17 protein-coding genes are annotated in these 20,851 nt (G+C 46.4%); 5 read left to right on the top strand and 12 right to left on the bottom strand.

Annotated features, from left to right (window positions below):
* The first annotated feature begins 1 nt into the window (after position 1).
* A complete protein-coding gene (locus KOE27_RS04855) occupies positions 2 to 1,450 on the top strand; it encodes a TolC family protein (protein ID WP_215237705.1) in 1,449 nt (482 codons plus the stop codon).
* Between the two features lie 122 nt (positions 1,451 to 1,572).
* Here KOE27_RS04855 and KOE27_RS04850 read toward each other — a convergent pair whose 3' ends face one another.
* The 11 genes from KOE27_RS04850 to KOE27_RS04800 form a co-directional block, all read right to left on the bottom strand.
* Positions 1,573 to 3,303: a HAMP domain-containing sensor histidine kinase gene (locus KOE27_RS04850; protein ID WP_215237704.1), complete on the bottom strand. Its 1,731-nt coding sequence runs from the start codon at positions 3,301 to 3,303 to the stop codon at positions 1,573 to 1,575.
* Entirely contained in the window at positions 3,303 to 4,433 is a 1,131-nt protein-coding gene (locus KOE27_RS04845; RefSeq protein WP_215237703.1) for a sensor protein KdpD, read from the bottom strand. Before KOE27_RS04845 ends, KOE27_RS04850 begins: the two co-directional genes overlap by 1 nt.
* Entirely contained in the window at positions 4,434 to 5,516 is a 1,083-nt protein-coding gene (locus tag KOE27_RS04840) for a porin (RefSeq protein ID WP_215237702.1), read from the bottom strand.
* 87 nt (positions 5,517 to 5,603) lie between these two features.
* Positions 5,604 to 6,164, bottom strand: a complete 561-nt coding sequence (locus tag KOE27_RS04835) for a K(+)-transporting ATPase subunit C (RefSeq protein WP_215237701.1) — start codon at positions 6,162 to 6,164, stop codon at positions 5,604 to 5,606.
* A gap of 52 nt (positions 6,165 to 6,216) precedes the next feature.
* Positions 6,217 to 8,259, bottom strand: a complete 2,043-nt coding sequence (gene kdpB / locus KOE27_RS04830) for a potassium-transporting ATPase subunit KdpB (protein ID WP_215237700.1) — start codon at positions 8,257 to 8,259, stop codon at positions 6,217 to 6,219.
* An 80-nt stretch (positions 8,260 to 8,339) separates the two neighbouring features.
* The gene (kdpA, locus tag KOE27_RS04825; RefSeq protein WP_215237699.1) at positions 8,340 to 10,028 is read right to left on the bottom strand and encodes a potassium-transporting ATPase subunit KdpA; all 1,689 of its coding nucleotides are present in this window, start codon (positions 10,026 to 10,028) and stop codon (positions 8,340 to 8,342) included.
* 1 nt (position 10,029) lies between these two features.
* Positions 10,030 to 10,167 (bottom strand): hypothetical protein, encoded by a 138-nt coding sequence (locus KOE27_RS04820; RefSeq protein WP_215237698.1) that lies wholly within the window; start codon positions 10,165 to 10,167, stop codon positions 10,030 to 10,032.
* Between the two features lie 11 nt (positions 10,168 to 10,178).
* On the bottom strand, positions 10,179 to 10,274 hold the full coding sequence (locus tag KOE27_RS04815) for a potassium-transporting ATPase subunit F (RefSeq protein ID WP_215237697.1): 96 nt from the start codon (positions 10,272 to 10,274) through the stop codon (positions 10,179 to 10,181).
* 273 nt (positions 10,275 to 10,547) lie between these two features.
* Positions 10,548 to 12,491 carry a KUP/HAK/KT family potassium transporter gene (locus KOE27_RS04810; protein WP_215237696.1) on the bottom strand — a complete coding sequence of 648 codons (1,944 nt, stop codon included), beginning with the start codon at positions 12,489 to 12,491 and terminating at the stop codon, positions 10,548 to 10,550.
* Positions 12,492 to 12,960: 469 nt separating this feature from the next.
* Complete coding sequence (locus KOE27_RS04805) at positions 12,961 to 13,182, bottom strand: 2TM domain-containing protein (RefSeq protein ID WP_215237695.1); 222 nt, start codon at positions 13,180 to 13,182, stop codon at positions 12,961 to 12,963.
* Between the two features lie 169 nt (positions 13,183 to 13,351).
* Positions 13,352 to 14,317: a sigma-54 interaction domain-containing protein gene (locus tag KOE27_RS04800; protein ID WP_215237694.1), complete on the bottom strand. Its 966-nt coding sequence runs from the start codon at positions 14,315 to 14,317 to the stop codon at positions 13,352 to 13,354.
* A 112-nt stretch (positions 14,318 to 14,429) separates the two neighbouring features.
* Here KOE27_RS04800 and KOE27_RS04795 point away from each other — a divergent pair, with 112 nt between their 5' ends.
* A complete protein-coding gene (locus tag KOE27_RS04795) occupies positions 14,430 to 15,833 on the top strand; it encodes a sigma-54-dependent transcriptional regulator (RefSeq protein WP_215237693.1) in 1,404 nt (467 codons plus the stop codon).
* An 8-nt stretch (positions 15,834 to 15,841) separates the two neighbouring features.
* Here the strand turns inward: KOE27_RS04795 and KOE27_RS04790 are convergent, their stop codons facing one another.
* Positions 15,842 to 18,388: a tetratricopeptide repeat-containing sensor histidine kinase gene (locus KOE27_RS04790; protein WP_215237692.1), complete on the bottom strand. Its 2,547-nt coding sequence runs from the start codon at positions 18,386 to 18,388 to the stop codon at positions 15,842 to 15,844.
* Between the two features lie 300 nt (positions 18,389 to 18,688).
* On the opposite strand from KOE27_RS04790, the gene KOE27_RS04785 reads away from it, so the two are divergent.
* From KOE27_RS04785 to KOE27_RS04775, 3 genes are all read left to right on the top strand, one after another.
* Positions 18,689 to 19,273 carry a Crp/Fnr family transcriptional regulator gene (locus KOE27_RS04785; protein WP_215237691.1) on the top strand — a complete coding sequence of 195 codons (585 nt, stop codon included), beginning with the start codon at positions 18,689 to 18,691 and terminating at the stop codon, positions 19,271 to 19,273.
* A gap of 160 nt (positions 19,274 to 19,433) precedes the next feature.
* Complete coding sequence (locus tag KOE27_RS04780) at positions 19,434 to 20,072, top strand: NAD(P)H-binding protein (protein ID WP_215237690.1); 639 nt, start codon at positions 19,434 to 19,436, stop codon at positions 20,070 to 20,072.
* A 197-nt stretch (positions 20,073 to 20,269) separates the two neighbouring features.
* A complete protein-coding gene (locus KOE27_RS04775) occupies positions 20,270 to 20,830 on the top strand; it encodes a cupin domain-containing protein (RefSeq protein ID WP_215237689.1) in 561 nt (186 codons plus the stop codon).
* Positions 20,831 to 20,851: the final 21 nt, after the last annotated feature.

Genomic DNA, 20,851 nt, shown 5'->3' with positions numbered 1-20,851 from the left:
AATGAATAAGATCATAAAATGGGGCTTAACTGGTCTGTTGCTCTGTACCCGCTTGTCTATACAAGACCTTAGTGCAAAAAAAGTGGATACCCCTGACTCCGTAAAAGTATTCTCGGTGAGAGATCTTCAGGAGCTTGTACTGCTCAACAACCCGGTGGTAAAACAGGCCGGTCTGCTGAGTGAAGCAGCACGTGCAAGGGTAAGCCAGGCGTTGGGCAGCTTTGATCCAAGCCTTAAAGCATCTTTCGACCAGAAATATTTTGGAGGTACCAATTACTATAACCAATGGGCAAGCGAGCTCAAAGTGCCGCTATGGCTCGCCGGGGCTGACCTCAAAATCGGGTTCGACCGAAATGTAGGCTCCTATACCAACCCCGAAACTACCACCCCGCTATCAGGACTGGCAGGCGTGGGTATCAGTGTACCGCTCGGGCAAGGGCTGCTCATTGATGCGAGGCGTAATACCTTACGGCAAGCCCGAGTGATGGTGAATTACGCCGAGGCAGAACGGGCCAATGAAATCAACAAGGTATGGTTTCAGGCCGTAAAGGACTACTGGAACTGGTTTTATGCGCATCAGCAGTACAACCTGGCCCGCCGGGGTGTTGACCTCGCCAATAACCGGTACCTTGCCACCCGAAACCAGGCATTACTGGGCGACAAACCCGCCATTGATTCCGTTGAAGCCTTCATTACGCTGCAGGAACGATCAATCCAGCTGGCAAGGGTTCAGATTGAAGTTCAGAACACAAGGTTACTGGTTTCAAACCATCTTTGGGACGATAAAGGAAACCCGATGGAATTGCCGGAGGACGCGGTGGCCGTAAATGCAGACTCTGCTGCAGCCGGAATAACCTCCGCTCAGCTGGATCATTTAATGAACACAGCGGAAGATAATCACCCTAAACTTCAAATGCTGCGTAACAAAGGACTGCAGCTTGCATTGGAAAGGAATTATCTGCGCGAAATGATGAAGCCTAAACTGAACCTGAGCGGATCGCTGCTCACCACCCGCAGGGATTTTACTTCTTATGTTCCGGAATATTACGACGTTGGATGGAACAACTATAAGGTTGGGTTCGATTTTTCCTTTCCGCTTTTCCTTCGGTCCGCGAGAGGCAAGCTGAATGAGATAAAGGTGAAACAAATGGATCTGAATCTTGATCTGAAAAATGAAACACGAACAATTCTGACCAGTATCCGAAGCTCTTTTAACGATCTAAAAGCGTACCAGACACAATTGACGATCCAGACACAGAGCATCACCAACCAGGAAATTTTACTCAGAGGTGAGCTTCAGAAATTTGAGCTGGGAGAAAGTACCTTATTTTTGATTAACAGCCGTGAAACCAAGCTGATTGATATGATGATAAAACGCGCTGAACTACTCACCAAGTACCAGCAGTCGCTGGCAGATTTGTACTACAAGGCGGGTATCCTGCAGAATTAAAATGTGTAGATACCGTAGTATTGATAATCAAACGGTTAATAGTAAATTAATTCCTTCAGCATAACCTAACCTGCAAAGAATCCCATGGGACTGTTGCAACTTACCATGCCGTAAACATCATTCTAAGACCTGAGCAAATCAAAAAAGAAAGTACTGCCCATCCCGATCTCACTGTTTACCCCGATGTGCCCTCCCTGGGCTTCTATAAACTCTTTGCTGATTGCCAGCCCGAGGCCTGTCCCGGTTTTGGCACTGCCCGGAACCTGAAAGTAGCGGTTAAAAATCTTCGCCCGGTAACGGCTGTCAATCCCCTGCCCTTCGTCTTTAACGGCAAATTGCACACCGTTTTCGTGATGCCTGATTGTGATGTAAATCTGCCCCGACTGCCGGGAGTAACGGATTGCATTTGTGAGAAAATTAATGAGTACCCAGGCTGTCTTTTCGCTATCCGCCTTTATCGCAGGCAGGTCCTCCTCCAGGTCAATCTGCAGATCGATCTGCTTTTGTTCGGCCTGTACTTTCACCGCTTCCAGGGCGTACTCAAGGATCTCCTCAGGGCTCGCCTGCTGAATGTTCAACTGAATGTTACCTGTTTCTACCTGTGACATATTCAGGAGTTCGCCTGTTATCTTTAAAAGACGGTTACTATCCTCCTTGATACTTTCGATGAGTTGCCGCTGTTCCGGGTTCACGTGCCCGGTATTCTGATTTTCGAGCAGCAATAAACTCATTTTAATAGAAGAGATAGGCGTCTTCAGCTCATGCGAAACCGTAGCGATGAAGTTAGTCTTGGCAAAATCCAGCTCCTTAAAAGGCGTGATGTTTTTCAGAATGATCACATGACCGATCAGCCTCTTTTCGCGCTCTCCGGTGGGTTTGATGGTTATATTTACGATCTCTTTCTCAAAATAACTTTCCTTATTGTCTGCATAAATTTTCAACGGAACCGTGGATAACGTTCCCTGACTTTCAGTTTCTGACAAATCACTGACCAGAGAGCGAATCAGATCGTTACCCAGCGCAATTTCCTCCGCGGGCCTGCCCACAATGTCATCAGGGCGGAGGCCTGATATTTTCAACGCCTCATTATTGATGAACAATACCACTTTATTTTCATCAAGACCTATCACTGGCTCATGCATATTGTTGATCAGGGTTTCGATCCGTATTTTCTCAAACAGTATTTTCGAAAGATTACTTTTGTTGTATTCTTCCAGTTTTTCAGCCATGGTATTAAACGAGTCTGCCAGCTCTCCAAATTCATTTCTTCCACGGTAATACACCCGCTGCGAATAATTTTTCGAAGCAATTTCCCTGATACTTGCCGTCAGCTCCCGGATGGGGTTGGCAATGTTTCCGGGCAGATTTACCAGCAAAGTCATACCGAAAAGAAAACAAAGGGTACTGGAAATCATGATCCAGGTATTGGCCGTTTTGGCCGTCTGGGTCGCAATATCGCTTTTCCGCTCAATGGCCTTCATATTCTGCTCCATAATCTGCGCAATATCTCTTCGTATTGACAAATGAAGGTTCGGATCCCCCGGATTGGACCTCAGCTGCCCCAGCCGCTGACTGATGTGGGCCGTCGCCTGGCCTTCCCCGGGCTCAGTAACATTCTTCGTCTGCAGGCGGAGGTTCTTTTCAAAAGCGGGTAACCCATTTTGCTTTTGCTGCATAACATCCAGCGCAGCGATCATATTCTGGCAATATTCCAGCGTGTTATAGTTGTCTGCCAGGATATTCTCCGTATCGTTTTTAAGGGAATTGACGTTCCGGATACCTACTGTCGAAAGCAGCAGGATCATCAGAAACAACAGGCCAATGCCCAGTCTTAGTTTGGTTTTAATATTCATCAGGATAGGATGACTAAGTCAATTTCAGAAACAGAGAGTTTTTTAAGAAGCTGGTTAAAAATATTGGTGGCCAGAATGACCCTGAAAAGATTCATATGCGGCTTGCCAATACAGATGGTGGTGATATGCTTCTGCTCGGCCGTTTCCATGATTACCCGGGAAACATGGGGGCTCTCCACCCGGATGATTTCCCCGCCGAGCTCAGTGGCCAGTTTAAAATTATTGATCAAATGCCGCTGCTTGTCCAGGGCTATCTTGTTCGTATTTTCCTTGGGTGTCTGTACATACAGTAAAATCCATGGGCTGTTGTAATAGCTTGCCAGCCGGGCCGTCTTTCTGATTACGTTCCTGGCGGTTTCGGCGTTGCTGCTGATACAGGCCATAAAACGGTTTGACTTTAATGCCGTAAGGCCCCGTGATGAAATCTGGGTTTCTACCTTGCGTACAACCTGGCTGGCCACCTCTTTCAAAGCTAATTCACGAAGCTGGAGAATATTATTAGCTGTAAAAAAATTCCCCAGGGCCGTTGGGATCTTTTCAGCCGCATATATTTTACCTTCCTTCAAACGTGTGATAAGTTCATCAGCGGTAAGGTCAATGTTAACCACCTCGTCGGCTGCCGCCAGCACGCTGTCTGGAATCCGTTCCTTAACTTCAATACCCGTGATATCTTTGATCTCCTCATTCAGGCTTTCGATATGCTGGATATTGACCGCACTGATGACGTTGATACCTGCATCCAGAATTTCCATCACATCCTGCCAGCGTTTGTCGTTCTTGCTTCCTTCAATATTGGTATGTGCCAGTTCGTCAATAATTACAATTTCAGGCCGCAAACTTATTACAGCTTGAATATCAAGCTCTTCCAACTCCTTTCCTTTATAAAAAAGTTTCCGTCTGGGTATCACCGGAAGCCCTTCCAGGAGCTCGTGCGTTTCCTTTCGGTGATGTGTCTCAATGTAACCAATCTTGACGTCTATACCATTTCGCATTAATGTATGCGCTTCCTGCAACATACGGTAGGTTTTGCCTACACCGGCGCTCATGCCGATGTAGACTTTAAACTTACCTTTGCGGGACTGCTGGATCAAATCCAGGAAATGCTTTACGTGGTTTTCCTTTTCAGTCATTTAAAATGAAAGTGCGACCGAGGTCGTTAGAAAGAAATTCTGCTTACGGGCTATATCGTCTCGGGTAAAGATGGCATCCCTGCTATTCAAAGACCTGGCTTCCATGCGCCACATCACATTTTGTACTATTAAGTAATCGAAATTTATAGAATATCCAAACGTCCTGAAACCATGCGGTGTTCCGGTGCCTATGATCACGCCATTTTTATCCTGATAATATTCCCCTCTTGCCGCGATACGGACTTTATCCGAGAGACTCAAACAGGCTATTAAAACCGGTGTATACCAGGTATTATAACGACCGCTTCCTTTCATTTTTTGTTCCGATCCAAAGTCGAACCCCGCAATGATACCCAGCCGGTTTGTAAGCTGAAAGATACTGTAAGCATTATGGAAATAACGCATCTGCCTGACGCTGTCCGGCTTATCGTTTCCAATGAAGGTACTGTAATTTAACGTTACCTTGCCCGTTGGTTTATAGGTAACCTGTGTACCAAAGCCGGGCGTCGAATTACCGTCTACCCGCTCGATCCGCTGCCAGCCATTGAGGTACATAGCGGACAAGTAGAGTTTTTCGTCCTTTGTGGTGTAGCCTAACTTGAGACCAGCCTCAAAGTAGGGGGAGTTTTCGGCCAACAAGCTCCGGCTCAACGTCCAGTTATCCTTTCCTATCGCACTTTCGAAACCAATGTGAGAAGGCATAATGCCAGCATCCAGCCATACGTTGCTCTTTCCGGAGAGCTTCACACCGACGTTCGCTTCATACACATTTTTGAGTACGCCGGGTTCGGCGCTGTAATTGGCATTCATATAAGTACCTGCTGCCAGTGCTATGTTGGCCCTTACATGCCGTGTGGCATAATTAACTTTCATGAAAGCCAGGTTCAGATTCACTTCATTGGTACGATTGAAGTTGTAAAGAAATCCAGGGGCTGTATGATTTCCCGGACTGTTAAAATCATGGTTGTAATAAGCCTCAAGATAACCGCTGATGGTAACGGGGCTGCTTACTTGAGATGAATCCTGCGCGGCCACAGATCGTAATGTCACTAAACTGATTGCACTGAATAATAAAAGTTTCATTGGTACTGTACTGGAATATCAGAATGCAGCGACGCGGTTACTGTTACCGGCCACCGCGTCGCTGCAAGTGATGACCGGCCTCTTCGATTATTTCAGCCCGTCAAGTGCGATATTCAATTTCAGAACATTGACTTTCTCCGGCCCCAACATCCCTAGCAAAGGCCCCTGGGTATTCTCAGCCACCAACTGACGTAAGGTCTGCTCAGAAATTTTCCGGATCGAAGCAATCCTTTTAACCTGCACCAATGCGGCTTTCGGGCTAATATCCGGGTCCAGTCCGCTTCCACTTGCGGTCACCAGTTCAACGGGAATATCCTTTCTTTCAATTTCCGGATTGTGAACCCGAAAGGTATCAATACGGGCCTGCACAGCGGCCAGATAGTCAGGATTTGAAGGTCCCTTGTTGCTGCCACCGCTACCGGCCGCATTGTAACCTACGGCAGATGGGCGCGAGTAGAAGTACTTGTCCTCCGTAAAGGTCTGCCCGATGTTGGTATAATACTTTCTGCCATTTACGGTTAGCACTTCGCCCTTTCCTCCATTGGGTGCCAGTTGAGCCACACCCCAGATCACGGCCGTATACACTCCTGAAAAAAGGATCAGGGTCAGCACGGTTAATTTAATTGCGGGAAATATGTTTGTTTTCATTTTATTTAGCTTTAAGGTAGTAGCTATCGGCTTCCAGCATTTAACAATTTATTTAAATCCAGATACTTACCATCAGATCGATCACCTTGATTCCGATAAATGGGACGATCACGCCACCAAGGCCATAGATGAAAAGGTTACGCCTGAGTAAAGCACTTGCTCCAATCGGTTTGTAGGTGACACCCCCCAGCGCCAGCGGGATCAGGAAAGGGATAATGATGGCATTAAAGATAACCGCTGAGAGGATTGCGCTTTCCGGGCTGTTCAGGTTCATGATATTCAAGCCTTTCAGGGCGGGGATCGATGTAATAAACAGCGCGGGAATGATGGCAAAATACTTGGCGACGTCATTGGCGATCGAAAAGGTCGTCAGCGTGCCGCGGGTCATCAGAAGCTGTTTTCCTATTTCCACGATCTCGATGAGCTTGGTAGGATCATTGTCCAGATCGACCATATTACCGGCTTCTTTGGCTGCCTGGGTACCACTGTTCATGGCTACACCCACATCGGCCTGTGCGAGTGCCGGCGCGTCATTGGTACCATCCCCCATCATCGCTACCAGCTTACCGCTTTCCTGCTCCCGTCTGATGTAATTCATTTTATCCTCCGGTTTGGCTTCGGCAATGAAATCGTCCACACCGGCTTTTTCTGCAATAAATTTGGCAGTCAGTGGATTATCTCCCGTCACCATAACTGTTTTCACACCCATTTTTCGAAGCCGCTCGAAACGTTCGCTGATACCGGTTTTGATAATGTCCTGTAATTCAATCACACCCAGTACATACTCGTTCTCCGATACTACCAGAGGGGTACCGCCATTACTGGATATATCCTTCACTTTCTGCTCAATGTCTGCCGGGAACAAGTTACCTGCCTTTACAGTCAGGTTTTTAATCGAATCAAAAGCACCTTTCCGAATTCTGGTCTGGTCAAAATCAATCCCTGAACTACGTGTTTCAGCCGTGAATTTGATGAATGTCGGATTCTTGAGGTAACCATAACTTGCGGGGTTCAGATTGGCCAGCTCGAGGATCGACTTCCCTTCCGGTGTTTCGTCAGCAATGGAGCTGAGCACCGCACATTTGACAAAATGGTTATCTGTCACCCCTTGGGCCGCATGGAAATGTGTTGCTTTCCTGTTCCCAATGGTGATGGTACCTGTTTTATCCAATAGCAGCACATCAATATCACCAGCGGTTTCCACGGCTTTTCCCGACTTGGTAATCACGTTGGCACGTAAGGCCCTGTCCATACCAGCAATACCGATAGCCGATAAAAGCCCGCCGATGGTTGTCGGAATCAGGCAAACGAAAAGGGAAATAAAAGCGGCAATGGTAATAGGCGTATTGGCAAAATCTGCAAAAGGTTTCAGTGTCACGCAAACAATGATAAACACGAGCGTAAAACCCGCCAGAAGGATCGTCAATGCAATTTCATTCGGTGTTTTCTGACGGCTCGCTCCCTCGACCAGCGCAATCATTTTATCCAGAAAGCTTTCTCCGGGTGCCGTGGTTACCATCACTTTTATCTTGTCGGAAAGTACCTTGGTACCGCCCGTTACACTGCTTTTGTCACCACCTGCTTCCCGGATTACGGGGGCAGATTCCCCGGTGATCGCACTCTCATCGATGGTAGCAAGTCCTTCGATAATCTCTCCGTCAGTAGGGATATTGTCGCCTGCTTCACAGATAAACACATCTCCTTTCTTCATGGAGGCGGACATCACACGCTGGGTGGCCACGCTGAACCCGGCCTTGTTTTCGATAACCAGTTTTGCTGGTGTTTCCTCCCGGGTTTTGCGCAGACTGTCGGCCTGCGCTTTTCCCCTTGCTTCCGCGATCCCTTCAGCAAAATTAGCGAAAAGCAGTGTCAGCAGCAGGATCAGAAAAACAACAAAGTTATAGGCAAAACTACCCTGTGAGTTTTCTCCGGTAAGTACCCAGAGGCTTACGACTAGCATAATAAAAGTACCGATTTCCACTGTGAACATCACAGGATTCCGGAACATCACCTTTGGATTCAATTTGATGAATGACTGCTTTAAAGCCTCATTGACCAGTTCCTTTTGAAATAAGGAAGCATTTTGATTTTTCATTTTTTTCAAGCGATTGGCTATTGGCCGGCAGCGATTGGCTGGGGCGGATAGCTGTTTATTTGATTATAATCGATTTAATGCTAATGCATGCTGAAATATTCTGCAATGGGACCGAGCGTGAGAGCAGGAAAGAACGACAAGGCGGTGATAATGAAAATGACAGCCAGAATCATGACCCCGAATGTACCCGAATCCGTACGCAGCGTACCTGCACTCTCGGGGATATACTTTTTATTTGCCATAAGTCCGGCAATGGCGATGGGTCCGATGATCGGGATATAACGTGACAGAATCAATACAAATCCTGTCGAAATATTCCACCAGGGATTGTTGTCCCCAAGCCCCTCAAAGCCGCTCCCGTTGTTGGCAGAAGAAGAAGTGTATTCGTAAAGCATTTCGCTAAAACCGTGGAAACCTGGGTTATTCAGTGTACCGGAAGTGATTTCCGGAAAAGCTGCCGCCAGCGCTGTCCCTGCCAAAATCAGTAACGGGTGTAGCAACGCTACGATCATCGCGATCTTCATTTCCCTGCCTTCTACCTTTTTACCCAAAAACTCGGGAGTACGCCCCACCATCAGTCCAGAAATAAAGACAGCCAGAATAATGAAGATGAAAAAATTGAGCATACCCGCTCCTACCCCACCATAAAATGCGTTGGTCATCATGGCCAGCATCTGCGTCATTCCCGACAAGGGTGTGAAGCTGTCGTGCATTGAGTTGACCGATCCGGTGGAGATAACTGTGGTGGCTATACTCCAGAATGCCGAAGCGGTACTTCCCAGCCTTACTTCCTTTCCTTCCATAGCACCCGCGCTGTTATCAATACCCATGGCGGTAATCGCCGGGTTTCCGCCATTCTCCCAGATAATGGTGGGCGCGGTCAATATCAGAAAGCCAATGGTCATGACCCCGAATATCATCCAGGCCATTTTCCGGCGGCGCAAAAAGAAGCCAAAGGCAAATACCATTGCCATGGGTACAATCAGCTGACCAAACATTTCGACCATGTTGCTGAGGTAGTTCGGATTTTCCAGCGGGTGGGCCGAGTTGGCACCGTAATACCCGCCCCCATTGGTACCTACGTGTTTGATTGCGACAAATGCCGCTACAGGTCCGGTAGAAACCCCCACAGTATCCCCTTGCATATTAATGATGGTATCCTTTCCATCAAACGTCATTGGCGTTCCGTTGAAGGCCAGAATGATGGCGATTACCATCGAAACAGGCAACAGAATCCTGGTACAGGATTGAAGCAGTAAACTATAAAAATTACCCAGCTTGTCCGTGGTCCGCTCGCGGAGTGCCATAAAAAGCACCGCAGCGGCGGCCATACCTGTACCTGCGGTTACAAAGTGAAGAAACATCAGAAACAGCTGCGACAGGTAGCTCAGGCCCGACTCTCCCGAATAATGCTGCAAATTACAGTTCACCACAAAAGATATGCTGGTATTAAAAGCCAGGTCTGCACTCTGACCCGGATTACCGTCAGGGTTTAAGGGGAGCCATCCCTGGTTCATCAGTACTAACATGCCCAAAAGGAACCAGACGAAGTTGATCGTCAGCAGTGCAGCCAGATGCTGTTTCCAGTTCATTTCGGCTTTTTCATCTATCCCGCTGATACGAAAAAATAATTTTTCGATGGGATTAAAAATGGGGTCCAGAGGGGTCCTTCCCCCACCATAAACTTTGGCGATGTACTTCCCGAACGGTACAGCGAAGGCAACCGTAAAGGCAAACATGGCAATGATTCCAATTAACTCAGTGTTCATTTTATTTTATATTTAATTCGATTGTTGCTTTCCGGAAAACGATGTACACAAGGGCCGCGGCCATCAGCCAGATCAGCAGAATCACCAGTACCTCCCAGGGCCGGGTCTTTTGGTTGCGGTTGTGATCCAGGTTGCACATTGTTTTTCGGCTTAGAATTTTTCGGGTTTGAGCAATACATAACAGATGTAGGCAAAAACCCCGATGGATATGATAAACAGCGCTGCCATGGTGTCAGATTTTTTCAAAGAATTGAATGGTTCGGTAAAAGAGCAGAAAGCAAAGGCTGCCGGCCGCGATTAAAAGGATTGCGATCATCTTGAAGGGGATTAAAGTGAGAATTAAAATACATTGGTTAGTTAAACGTCTTCCCGGCTTTATACCAAACACATTCCCAAGGAAAATCTCAATACACAACAAGTTAATTATCAAAACATTATCACATATTTCTACAATCAGAAAACAAAAAAGACCCTATCAAAATGATAGGGTCTTATCAAAATGGATGGAGGATTAAAATTTCAGTTCGACATATAAACCCTTCTCATCCTGATCTTCTTACTGGTGTTCAGCACAAGAGGTACCTTCTCAACCTTCACAGAACTATTGTCCAGCCCAAACCACTGGACCTCGGTGTTGGTGATGCTTTTTATAGCGAAATAAAATTTCATGACAAATTCTTCATGCCAGGGCAGGTCGTTGTCAACCGAGAGGTAACGTTCCAGCACAACGAAGCGGAAATCGCCGGTGATATTCTGCCGGTTGAGCGACTCATAGCGACTGGTAATATCTACCTCATTGTTCATCACAAGGTCTTCCACCACTTTCCTCAGGAACATATTGATGCGCTGCTCAACACGAAAACCCAGGATAAAATTGATTTTAATAACGTCATCCACAGCCCTTACATTCACATGGTAATCCATGGTATAGGGGTCATCGGTCGTTTCCACGTGAACAAACCAGTAAATATCTGCACGTTTGGGCCGCTTTTGGAAAATGGAATAAATGATCTTGCTTTCAATCTGGTTGTCTTCGGCCGCATTGGACATAAAAACCAGGTGCGTGGCATATTTGGGAACACTAATGTCATTACTGAGCTCTTTGAGCGAAGGAATATGTTTGTCGAGTTCCTCAAATTCCGTCAGTCTCATTTTAATCAAATTGGCCCTTAACCAGATAGCCATCAAAGCCCCGATAATACTTGCCAGTAACAAAGACACCCATCCGCCATGAGAAAACTTCAGAAGATTAGCCGCCAGAAATGAACCCTCAATAGCCAGATATACCGTAATGAAAACCGCCACCCATATTTTACCGATCTTTTGAACAAACAGATAATAGGAAAACAGCAGCGTTGTCATGACCATGGTCAGCGTAATGGCAAGACCATAGGCCGCCTCCATGTGTGATGATTCCTTGAAGTAAAGCACAACGCCCACACATCCTGCCCATAAAAGCCAGTTGACGCTGGGTACATACAGCTGCCCTTTTTCAATGCTTGGATACACAAGGCGTACCTTCGGCCAAACATTCAGCCGGATCGCTTCGGACACCAGGGTAAACGAGCCGCTGATCAATGCCTGGCTGGCAATGATTGTAGCCATCGTTGCGATACAGATTCCCGGAAGAAGCCACCAGTCAGGCATGATCTCATAAAATGGTTTTCGCCCGTTCAAAAGTTCACCGGTATGCATGGCAAGCCAGGCACCCTGTCCAAAGTAATTGATCACCAGGCAGGTCTTCACATATATCCAGCTGATCCGGATATTTCCTCTGCCACAATGTCCCAGATCGGAATATAGCGCCTCGGCCCCGGTGGTACACAGAAAGACGGACCCGAGTAACCAGAAGCCCCCGGGATGATGAGCCAGCAGCTGATATGCATAATACGGATTGAACGCCCTGAAGATTTCCGGGTGGTAGATCGCCTGCGATAACCCCAGTACCAGCAGCATTAAAAACCAAACCAGCATCACCGGACCGAACGCACGCCCCACGATAGTGGTACCAAATACCTGTATAATAAACAACAGCGTAAGAATACCGATTACGATCGGGATGGTCTGGATGTGCGGATACAGGATTCGCAACCCTTCGATGGCAGAAGATACCGAAATAGGTGGCGTAATGATGCCGTCGGCCAGAAGCGTACTGGCCCCGATAATAGCCGGAACAGTAAGCCACTTTGCATTTCGCCGTACCAAGGCGTATAATGCCAGGATCCCCCCTTCACCGTTATTGTCTGCCCGTAATATCAGTATTACATACTTGACGGTGGTCTGGAGGGTAAGCGTCCAGAAAATACAGGATACCGCCCCATAAACGACGTCGAGGGCTATGGGCTCATTACCTATAATGGCCTGCATGGCATACAAGGGCGATGTTCCGATATCGCCAAAGATAATCCCCAAGGCTACCAAAAGACCGGCAGCCGATGCTTTTTCAGTGTGTTTTGAACTCATTTCTGTTGAATTATTATTGCACTTTATCCTTCGCTGCTTTCGCACGAAATTTAAAAATCCGGCAATAATAGAGTATTTGAGCTGATTTATCATATTAATTTAAGCGTTATCCGCTCATTTCTGAAAGCTCAAAAGAAGTCAGCCGGGCTTGAAAGTACCCCAAATAAGCCACCAGTCTGATAATCAATGCATATACCAGCTCTTAAATTCAACTTTTCAAGAAAATAAATGCAAGTATCCTGGCTTCATGTACAGGAAAAGCTAACCAGATTATTAAAATCCCAAACTGCTCGAAAAAGAAGGATTTTAACCTGATCATGTGCACGAATCACCCGGAAAAAGCGCGCATAGCGCAACTGTCCCGGGTCATCCTCTCCTGTGCAGGACGCCCGAGACTTCGTGGATAAAACAGCCTGGCAATAATACAAACGCAGCATCAGGAAATATGGCAAATGGGCACGGTTACCTGCTAACTCACCCGCTTGCTGAATACATAAACGCCCAGGTAATGGAACAACAGACCTACTCCCCATGCCGGAGTGGACCACAGGGGCCATGGATAGGACGTGTCGGTAAGATACCAGACAAGCCAGATCGCAGGTGTAACAAGAACAAAAGCAAGCAGATGGATCTTAAAGCCTTTGCTTGCTTTCTCTTTTGCAGCAGCATCCCAGTTTGTTAAATTCGTCATAAAATAAACGGATAAGATTTTTGAAAATTTTCAGGACCGAGGCTTTTCATGCCCAACCTCAATAATCAAAATTAGTCCGCCTACGCAGGTATAAAAAGGAATGAAATCACTAAAAAAGTGTGATCACAATCACACAGCATGGAGGCCAGCATCAAGATGTTTTTGAATATCATCTTTCATATACCTTTTTGATTACCAGCCTTTTGATCATCGCGTGCAGAGTAGTAGGAGGTATCTTTAAAACCTCCGCTGCTCCGCCGTCCCCGGCTATTTTTCCCTCACAAAGCGTTAATACCATCAGGATATGCTCCCTGACCACTTCATTAATGGTTTTCACTTTACCAATATTCCGTTTGAGGCCTTCCTTTTGATAACCGACGGGCAAAAATACCTCATCAATGACAGACTGGGTAGTAAGCAATACACTTCTCTCAATCAGATTTTCAAGCTCCCTCACATTGCCAGGCCAATGGTAGGATAAAAGTTTTTTTTGAACTTTCGAGGATATACGCGAAACCTTCCTCCCGCTTTTTTCACTGTACTTTTTCAGAAAGTAGGATACCAGCTCATGAATATCCTGCCTTCTTTCCCTTAATGGAGGGAGAACGATCGGAAATACATTTAACCTAAAAAAAAGATCACTCCTGAACCGCCCTTTCCTCACCTCCCCGGCCAGATCCTTACTGGTGGCAGAAATGATTCGAACATCCGTTTTAATAGTTGAATTTCCTCCGATCCGCTCGATCTCCCTTTCCTGAATAGCCCTGAGTATCTTCGCTTGCGTGGCATATGGCATTTCACCGATTTCATCGAGAAATAATGTCCCTTTGTCAGCCAGTTCCCATTTACCGATCCTCCGTTCCAATGCGCCGGTAAAACTTCCCTTTTCGTGCCCAAACAGCTCACTTTCTATTAAGTCAGGAGGTAGTGCAGCGCAGTCCACAGTTATCATCACCTCATTCTTCCTCAATGAACTTTGGTGAATACTTTTCGCAACGAGGCCCTTCCCTGTTCCGGTCTCTCCGAGCAGAAGAACAGTACTTTCTGTACCTGCCACCTGGGACATCAGCCTGCGCACCTGCTCCATCGGGCCAGCTGTGCCAATCATATCCAGAAAGATTTCCAAGCAGTCCATTTTCCCAAAAAGTTATTCAGTACCAGAGACAAATCAATTTATCCCCTAATTTAGGGAAGAAAATCTCTTTAATTGAGTATTTTTAGAAGGTTATCCCTCACAGAGCAGCGTTATGGGCCTGAAAGTATTCATTGTTGAAGACCAGTTCATAGAAGCACACGATCTCCAGATCATACTGGAAACCGCAGGACATTCAGTTTCCGGTATTGCCAAGTCGGTACCCGCAGCGCTTGATTTGCTGCAGTCAGATAGGCCTGACATCGTTTTGCTCGACATATTTTTAAAAGGGAACCAAACCGGTGTTGACCTGGCACCGGTGCTCACCACTGCAAATATTCCATTCATTTACATTTCTGCCAATTCGGATCCTCTCACTTTTGAGGCAGCCAAAACAACCAGGCCCGATGGTTTTCTGATCAAACCTTTCCGGCAAAGGGACATTCTGGTGGCATTGGATATTGCCGCCTACCGCCACAGATATGCCAACGCGCACGGGCTTCGGCATCAGGATGCAGTACCCGATAAGCTCATAGAGGTAAGGAAAAGGGATACCTCAATTGAATTTCAGCAAATTATTGGAAGCAGCCCTAAATTGCTGCAGGCACTGGACCTGGCAAGCCAGGTAGCGCCAACGGACACTTCGGTACTCATTCTGGGCGAGACGGGAGTGGGCAAAGAAGGAATAGCAAAGGCAATACATCATCTCTCTAAAAGAAAACATAAGCCACTGATCAAAGTCAATTGCGCTGCCATCCCACCCAACCTGATCGAATCGGAGCTCTTCGGGCACGAAAGAGGTGCCTTTTCCGGAGCTATGGAAAAGCGGATCGGTAAATTTGAGCAGGCACAGGGAGGAACCATCTTCCTGGATGAAATTGGTGAAATGCCTTTGGAAACACAAACCAAATTGCTGCGTGTGATTCAGGAAAAGGAGCTGGAGCGGATAGGTGGCAGAACCACAATTAAACTCGACATCCGGTTTATTACCGCTACCAACCGTAATCTGTACAAAGAGGTGTCAGCAGGAAGATTTCGGATAGACCTTTACTACAGAATTAACGTCTTTTCCATTACCCTTGCCCCACTACGGGACAGAACCGAAGACATACCCACGCTGGTAAATCATTTCCTATCGAAACACGCTGGCTTACCTGGCCGCTCAATCAAAAAAATCAGCCCGCAGGCAATGGAAACACTCGTCCGATACTTCTGGCCCGGAAATGTAAGAGAACTTGAAAATATCATTGAACGCCAGGTTATCCTGACGTCCTCTGAGCTGATCTCCTCTTTCGATCTCCCGGTAGACGAGAATATGCCGGAGGACAATCTGGCAAACAGTCTGAAATTAAAGTCGACGTCCGACAGCGAAAAGCAACTTATCCTGGTGGCATTGACCAAAAGCAACGGAAAGGTTTCGGGCAAGGGCGGTGCGGCAGAAATGCTGAATATTCCGGCACCCACGTTGGTTTCCAAAATGAAAAAATTAGGAATTAACTGGCGTTTTGTAGTTGGGTAGGTACTCAATTATATACCCCTGAACCCCGGCAGATCCTCAGAAGATGGTAGCGACGCCGTTATCCATTTATAGGTAAATGAAATCAGTAATGTAGTACCTCCTTCGCTCTGGACCGTGAGTGTACCATCCAGGTCTTCAGTAAGTCCCCTGATCAGTTTGAGTCCGAAAGTACCGATATTATCAATGTCAAAATCGAGCGGGAGTCCTGTCCCGTCATCAGCAATGCACAGCACGAGCTTTTCTTCCTCCGTTTTTTTAAAAACTACCCTGATTTCCCCCTCACGCCCATCGGTGAAAGCATACTTAAGTGAATTGGTAATGGCTTCGTTCAGTATCAAACCAATAGGCACAGCCTGAGATAAATCGAGCTCCACGTTCTCAATATCCAGACTGAAAAGAATGTGTCTGGCAGTATTAAAACTGTGGTCCAGATAATATACCAGTTCATGAATATAGCTGGCCATGGCAATGCCCACCATATTTTCGGATTGATAGATCCGCTGGTGCAGCATTGAAATGGCCTGTATCCTGTGGCGGCTTTCCGTGATGGCGTTAGCAGCTACCTCCTCTTTCAGATGGGCCGAGTGAGAATTCAAAAGGCTGATCACGATCTGCAGATTGTTTTTCACCCTGTGATGCACTTCCTTCAACAGCCATTCTTTTTCGTCAACCAGCCGAAGAAGTGACGAATTCTTTATGTGTATCGTTTTTTGCTGCTCTTCCAGAAGCAGGTTTTTTTTCTGTTTAACACGATAGCTGTTATACAGCAGCACTGACAGACAAAACAGTATCATGATTCCCGCATAAGCAAATTTTTCGGTGCGGGCTTTTAACTCAAGCTGCCGCTTTCTGAGGACCGTCTCCTTTTGCAGGAGTTTGATATCCTTTTCTTTTTGAGCCGTTTTAAAATTGGCTTTCATTACTGCCACCTGTTCGTCTTTAGTAACCCTTTGGATGGAGTCTTTGAGAAATATATAACGCTGGTAATTTCCCATAGATGCGAGATGGTTACCCGCCGCCGAATCGATCTTATAGATAAGGTATCTTCCATCCATTTCAAATGCTGGAGGGAGCTCATGGTAGGTCAGGGCGCTTCTTACATAACGCGCCGCCTGTCCGAACTTACCTTGTTCGATATAAAATCTACCTATTGTCAAAAAAGCCGTAGGCCCCGAAACCGAATTTGCATTCCTCCACCAGAACTTTTCCGAAGGTTCAACTTCACCGTTCAGGCGGATCATTTCAAGATAGTATTTTTCGGCTGTCCTGTAATCCTTCTGTGCAATGTAACAATTTCCATAGAGAAATACTATCAGTTGCCTGTTCAGCAATGTGGCGGGCTCCCCCCTCCTCTTAATAAAAGAGTTCAGAAAACGGATTCCCCCTCCCGGATTTCCCGTCCTTATCTCGGCTTCAACTACTCGCTTCACCAGGGTGAACGTTCTGACCATATGCCAAAGACTCGTCGAAAGAGCCAATTTGTAATATTTAATACTGGCAGGATGATCACCCATGCTCTGATAAATGTCTCCCGCTGTCCAGTAAAGCGAATTTAACTGACTGCTGTCTTTGATAGATTTAAGATTTTTAAGGCCGATCAGCGCATATTGCAATGCTCTGTCCTGATTGTTTTGTTTCTGATAAAATGCCGAGAGCCTCTGATAGCTGGAAAACAGCTTCTGCTCCAAACCGGCAGATTTTAAAAGTTCCAGCTCCTCGAGGTAAAGTTTTTCGGTCAGATCCATTCTTTTATGCCTCGAATGAATCGTCCCTTCCTCGTGCAGACAATCGGCCAGTTCTTCAATATTCCCAATTTCTTTAAAAAGTTTCCGTGCCTTGCCGTAACTATATATCTGGAGCGCATAGGTATTCATCTCGGGCAGATAACGGGCCAGGTCCTGCCACCAATGTGCCTGTCCGGCTTTGTCGCCGATCTGCTCATGAAAATGGATTACCTGGTAAAAGCAATCCCTCCCTTTGTTGATTTCCCCAAAGCGGAAATGATATTTGGCTTGCGCAATACTGCTTTCAGTGATCCAATGCCGCGCTTGCAGTGCCTTACTTAAACGATTAGCCTCGTGCAGATAGGGGGCCGCTTTGCGTAACTCGCCTGCCTTTGCGTCCTTATTATTGATGTAAAACTCACTCAGTACCAAAAGAAGGCGGATATACTGCTCCCCGTTTACTTCGTTGAGAATCTGTTCTGCCCCCCGGAAGTCCTTCTTTTGTGTCAGAGATTTACAGAGAATGAATGTCGCTTCATTATGGCCTTCGGTATACCGAAGGCGGGCACTCAATTGCGCCGCCAATCGGGCAAACTCTATGGAACTATCCGCAGAAGCACTTTCCTCATTCCAATGATAAATACTGGCAATTCTTAAGAGCAGGTTCACTTTGGCAGTATCTTCATTACTATGCCTCAGCCGATTCAGAGAAGAAGAAAGGGAAGAGAACGGATAGTGCTCCACTGCAAGATGCCGCGAAGTAGGCTGGGCAGCGGCCCAATGGTAAAAAACGAAGAGGATGCCTAGTAACGAAATTCCTTTTCGGGTCATAATTCGAAGCATTGAGTCTGAAAATCTCCCACAGCCAGGATGTGATGTGCCAATATTTCCACCCCCCTGTAAACTGCAACGGTATGGACTGACACTCTCCAAGATACAACCTTTTACAGGGCATTCAAACGGCTGGTTATTATTTTTTTTGTCAACAAAAACACCATCAAGAATTGGCGATATATCGTATCAAAACTGCACCTATAAATCCATATAATTCCTGATTATAAGTAAGTTAACAACTGGCATAAATTTTTGATAAACGCTAGATCACAAGCTGTTATTATCCACTCCGGCGCTATGAATAGACTGCGAAATCATATTGAAGAAATTACTCCTGTAAGCGATGAAGAGTTCGAATACATCCAGAGATTCTTTATAAAAAAAAGAGTAAGAAAACACCAGTATCTGATCGAGGTAGGTGATAAAGTCACATTTGAATACTGGATTGCCAATGGCATTTTCCGGACATTTTACATCGATGAAGGAGGAAGGGAACACATTCTTCAGTTTGGACTTGAAAACTCATGGTTATCAGATTACAATGCATTTTTTCATCAGACAGCCTCACAAATGAACCTGGTGTGCATGGAAGAAGCGGAAGTGCTTTGCCTTACACTTTCGGCCAGAGAAAAAATGGCGTCGGAATTGTCTAAGATGGAATATTTTTTTCGCAGGAAGGTAACCAATGACTACACCGCCCAGCAGCACCGAATCATCTCCCTGCTTTCTCAAAACCCAAGACAACGGTATGAGGAATTCGGAAGCCAGTTCCCCGAGATTATAAAAAAAATACCTAAAAAATATATTGCCGAGTACCTGGGGATAAGCCGCGAAATGCTGAGCAGGCTCAACGCTCCAGACCGGCGGCGCTCGTTGTCATAAGAAATAACATGGCCTCCGGACAGGTATTTTTGTGTGATCGCCGTCACAGGATAATAGTGATTTAGCACAACCGTTTGTTGTCCGCTAAATCTGAACTTTACCCGAAATTATCAGTTGCGGTTCTGCGATGATGCATTCGCCTGATTAACCAAGATGCGATATGAAAGCGTTGATTATCGGAGCAACCGGAGCTACGGGCAGGGACCTTGTCAATATACTTTTGCAGGATCCCGACTATACCGAAATTATCAGTTTCGTACGCCGCTCCGGCGGCATAACCCATCATAAGCTGACCGAACATGTGATTGATTTTAGAAGCCTCGAAGATGTATCTGCATATATCCATGGCGATGTGTGGTTTTCATGCTTTGGAACAACCTCAAAGGCCGCCGGTTCAAAGAATGAGCAATGGCGCATTGACTACGAAATTCCTCTGAAATTTGCCCATATCGCCAAAAGAAATGCAGTTTCCCGTACGGTACTGCTTTCCTCGTTCGGAGCTTCTTCTGATAGCGGTGCGATTTATCTGAGGATCAAGGGACAACTGGAGGAGCAGATCGCCAGCCTTTCATTTGATCAGTACATCATTTTCAGGCCGGGTATCCTTTTCCGGAAAAAATCAGACCGGACAATAGAACGGCTTACGGTAGGTCTGCTCAGTTTTCTGAATGCATTAGGTCTTTTCAAAAAATACCAGGCATTGCCAACCACGGTGCTTGCCCAAAGAATGGCCAGGGCACCTAAGATACTCGCTGACGGCGTACATGTGATTGAACTGGATGAAATCCTTGGGTTTTAGTTCTTAACACTGATCATACCGGTAGATATATTAATTACAAAGGGGCATTTTAAAACCTGTCCTTATTTCAATGCTGCGGGATAGGGTACTTGCTGGTAACTCCTACCCCGGGCGGCTTTGGTATGCCCGTGCCTGGCCTTCACCAGCTTTCTGTTCCATCTTTTTGAGAGTCTTCATTTTTAAAATATCCAGAACCAATGAACCAAAATCAAAAACCATTCAGACGCATCGTGACAGGTCATGATGAAAATGGAAATGCCGTTATCGTCTCAGACGCCCCACCCGTTCATACGCAACTGGTTGGGGGGCCCGGGGGGCCAACGTTCTTCGAAATATGGCACACCATTGAAACACCGGCGCCGATTCACCATCAGCCTGACCTACCGGATGAAAGCAACCTGGTATTACCTCCGCCAAAAAACGGCACGCGCATACGCATCATAGAATTTCCTCCCGAAGGAGAAGAAATAAGAAAACTCACCGGAGCCGATGCGGCTGCCAAATTCAAATCCATGGGAGACGAAAAAGCTTCCACTAATACCGGCGAAGCCCCGCATCCGTTGATGCACCGGACCGAAACGGTCGACTATGGTATAGTGCTGGAAGGTGAGATAACCCTGGTTCTCGACCGTGGCGAAACCATCATTTATCCGGGGGACGTCGTGATCCAGAGCGGTACAAATCATGCCTGGGCCAATCGTTCCAACAAAATTTGCCGCATGGCGTTCGTGCTGATTAACGGCGAATACACGAATTAAATAAAACAACCATTCAAAAGC

The sequence above is a fragment of the Dyadobacter sp. CECT 9275 genome (assembly GCF_907164905.1).
Lineage (GTDB): Bacteria > Bacteroidota > Bacteroidia > Cytophagales > Spirosomataceae > Dyadobacter > Dyadobacter helix.
The sequence above is the reverse complement of the archived record's forward strand: the minus strand, read 5'-3'. Positions and strand labels throughout refer to the sequence as shown.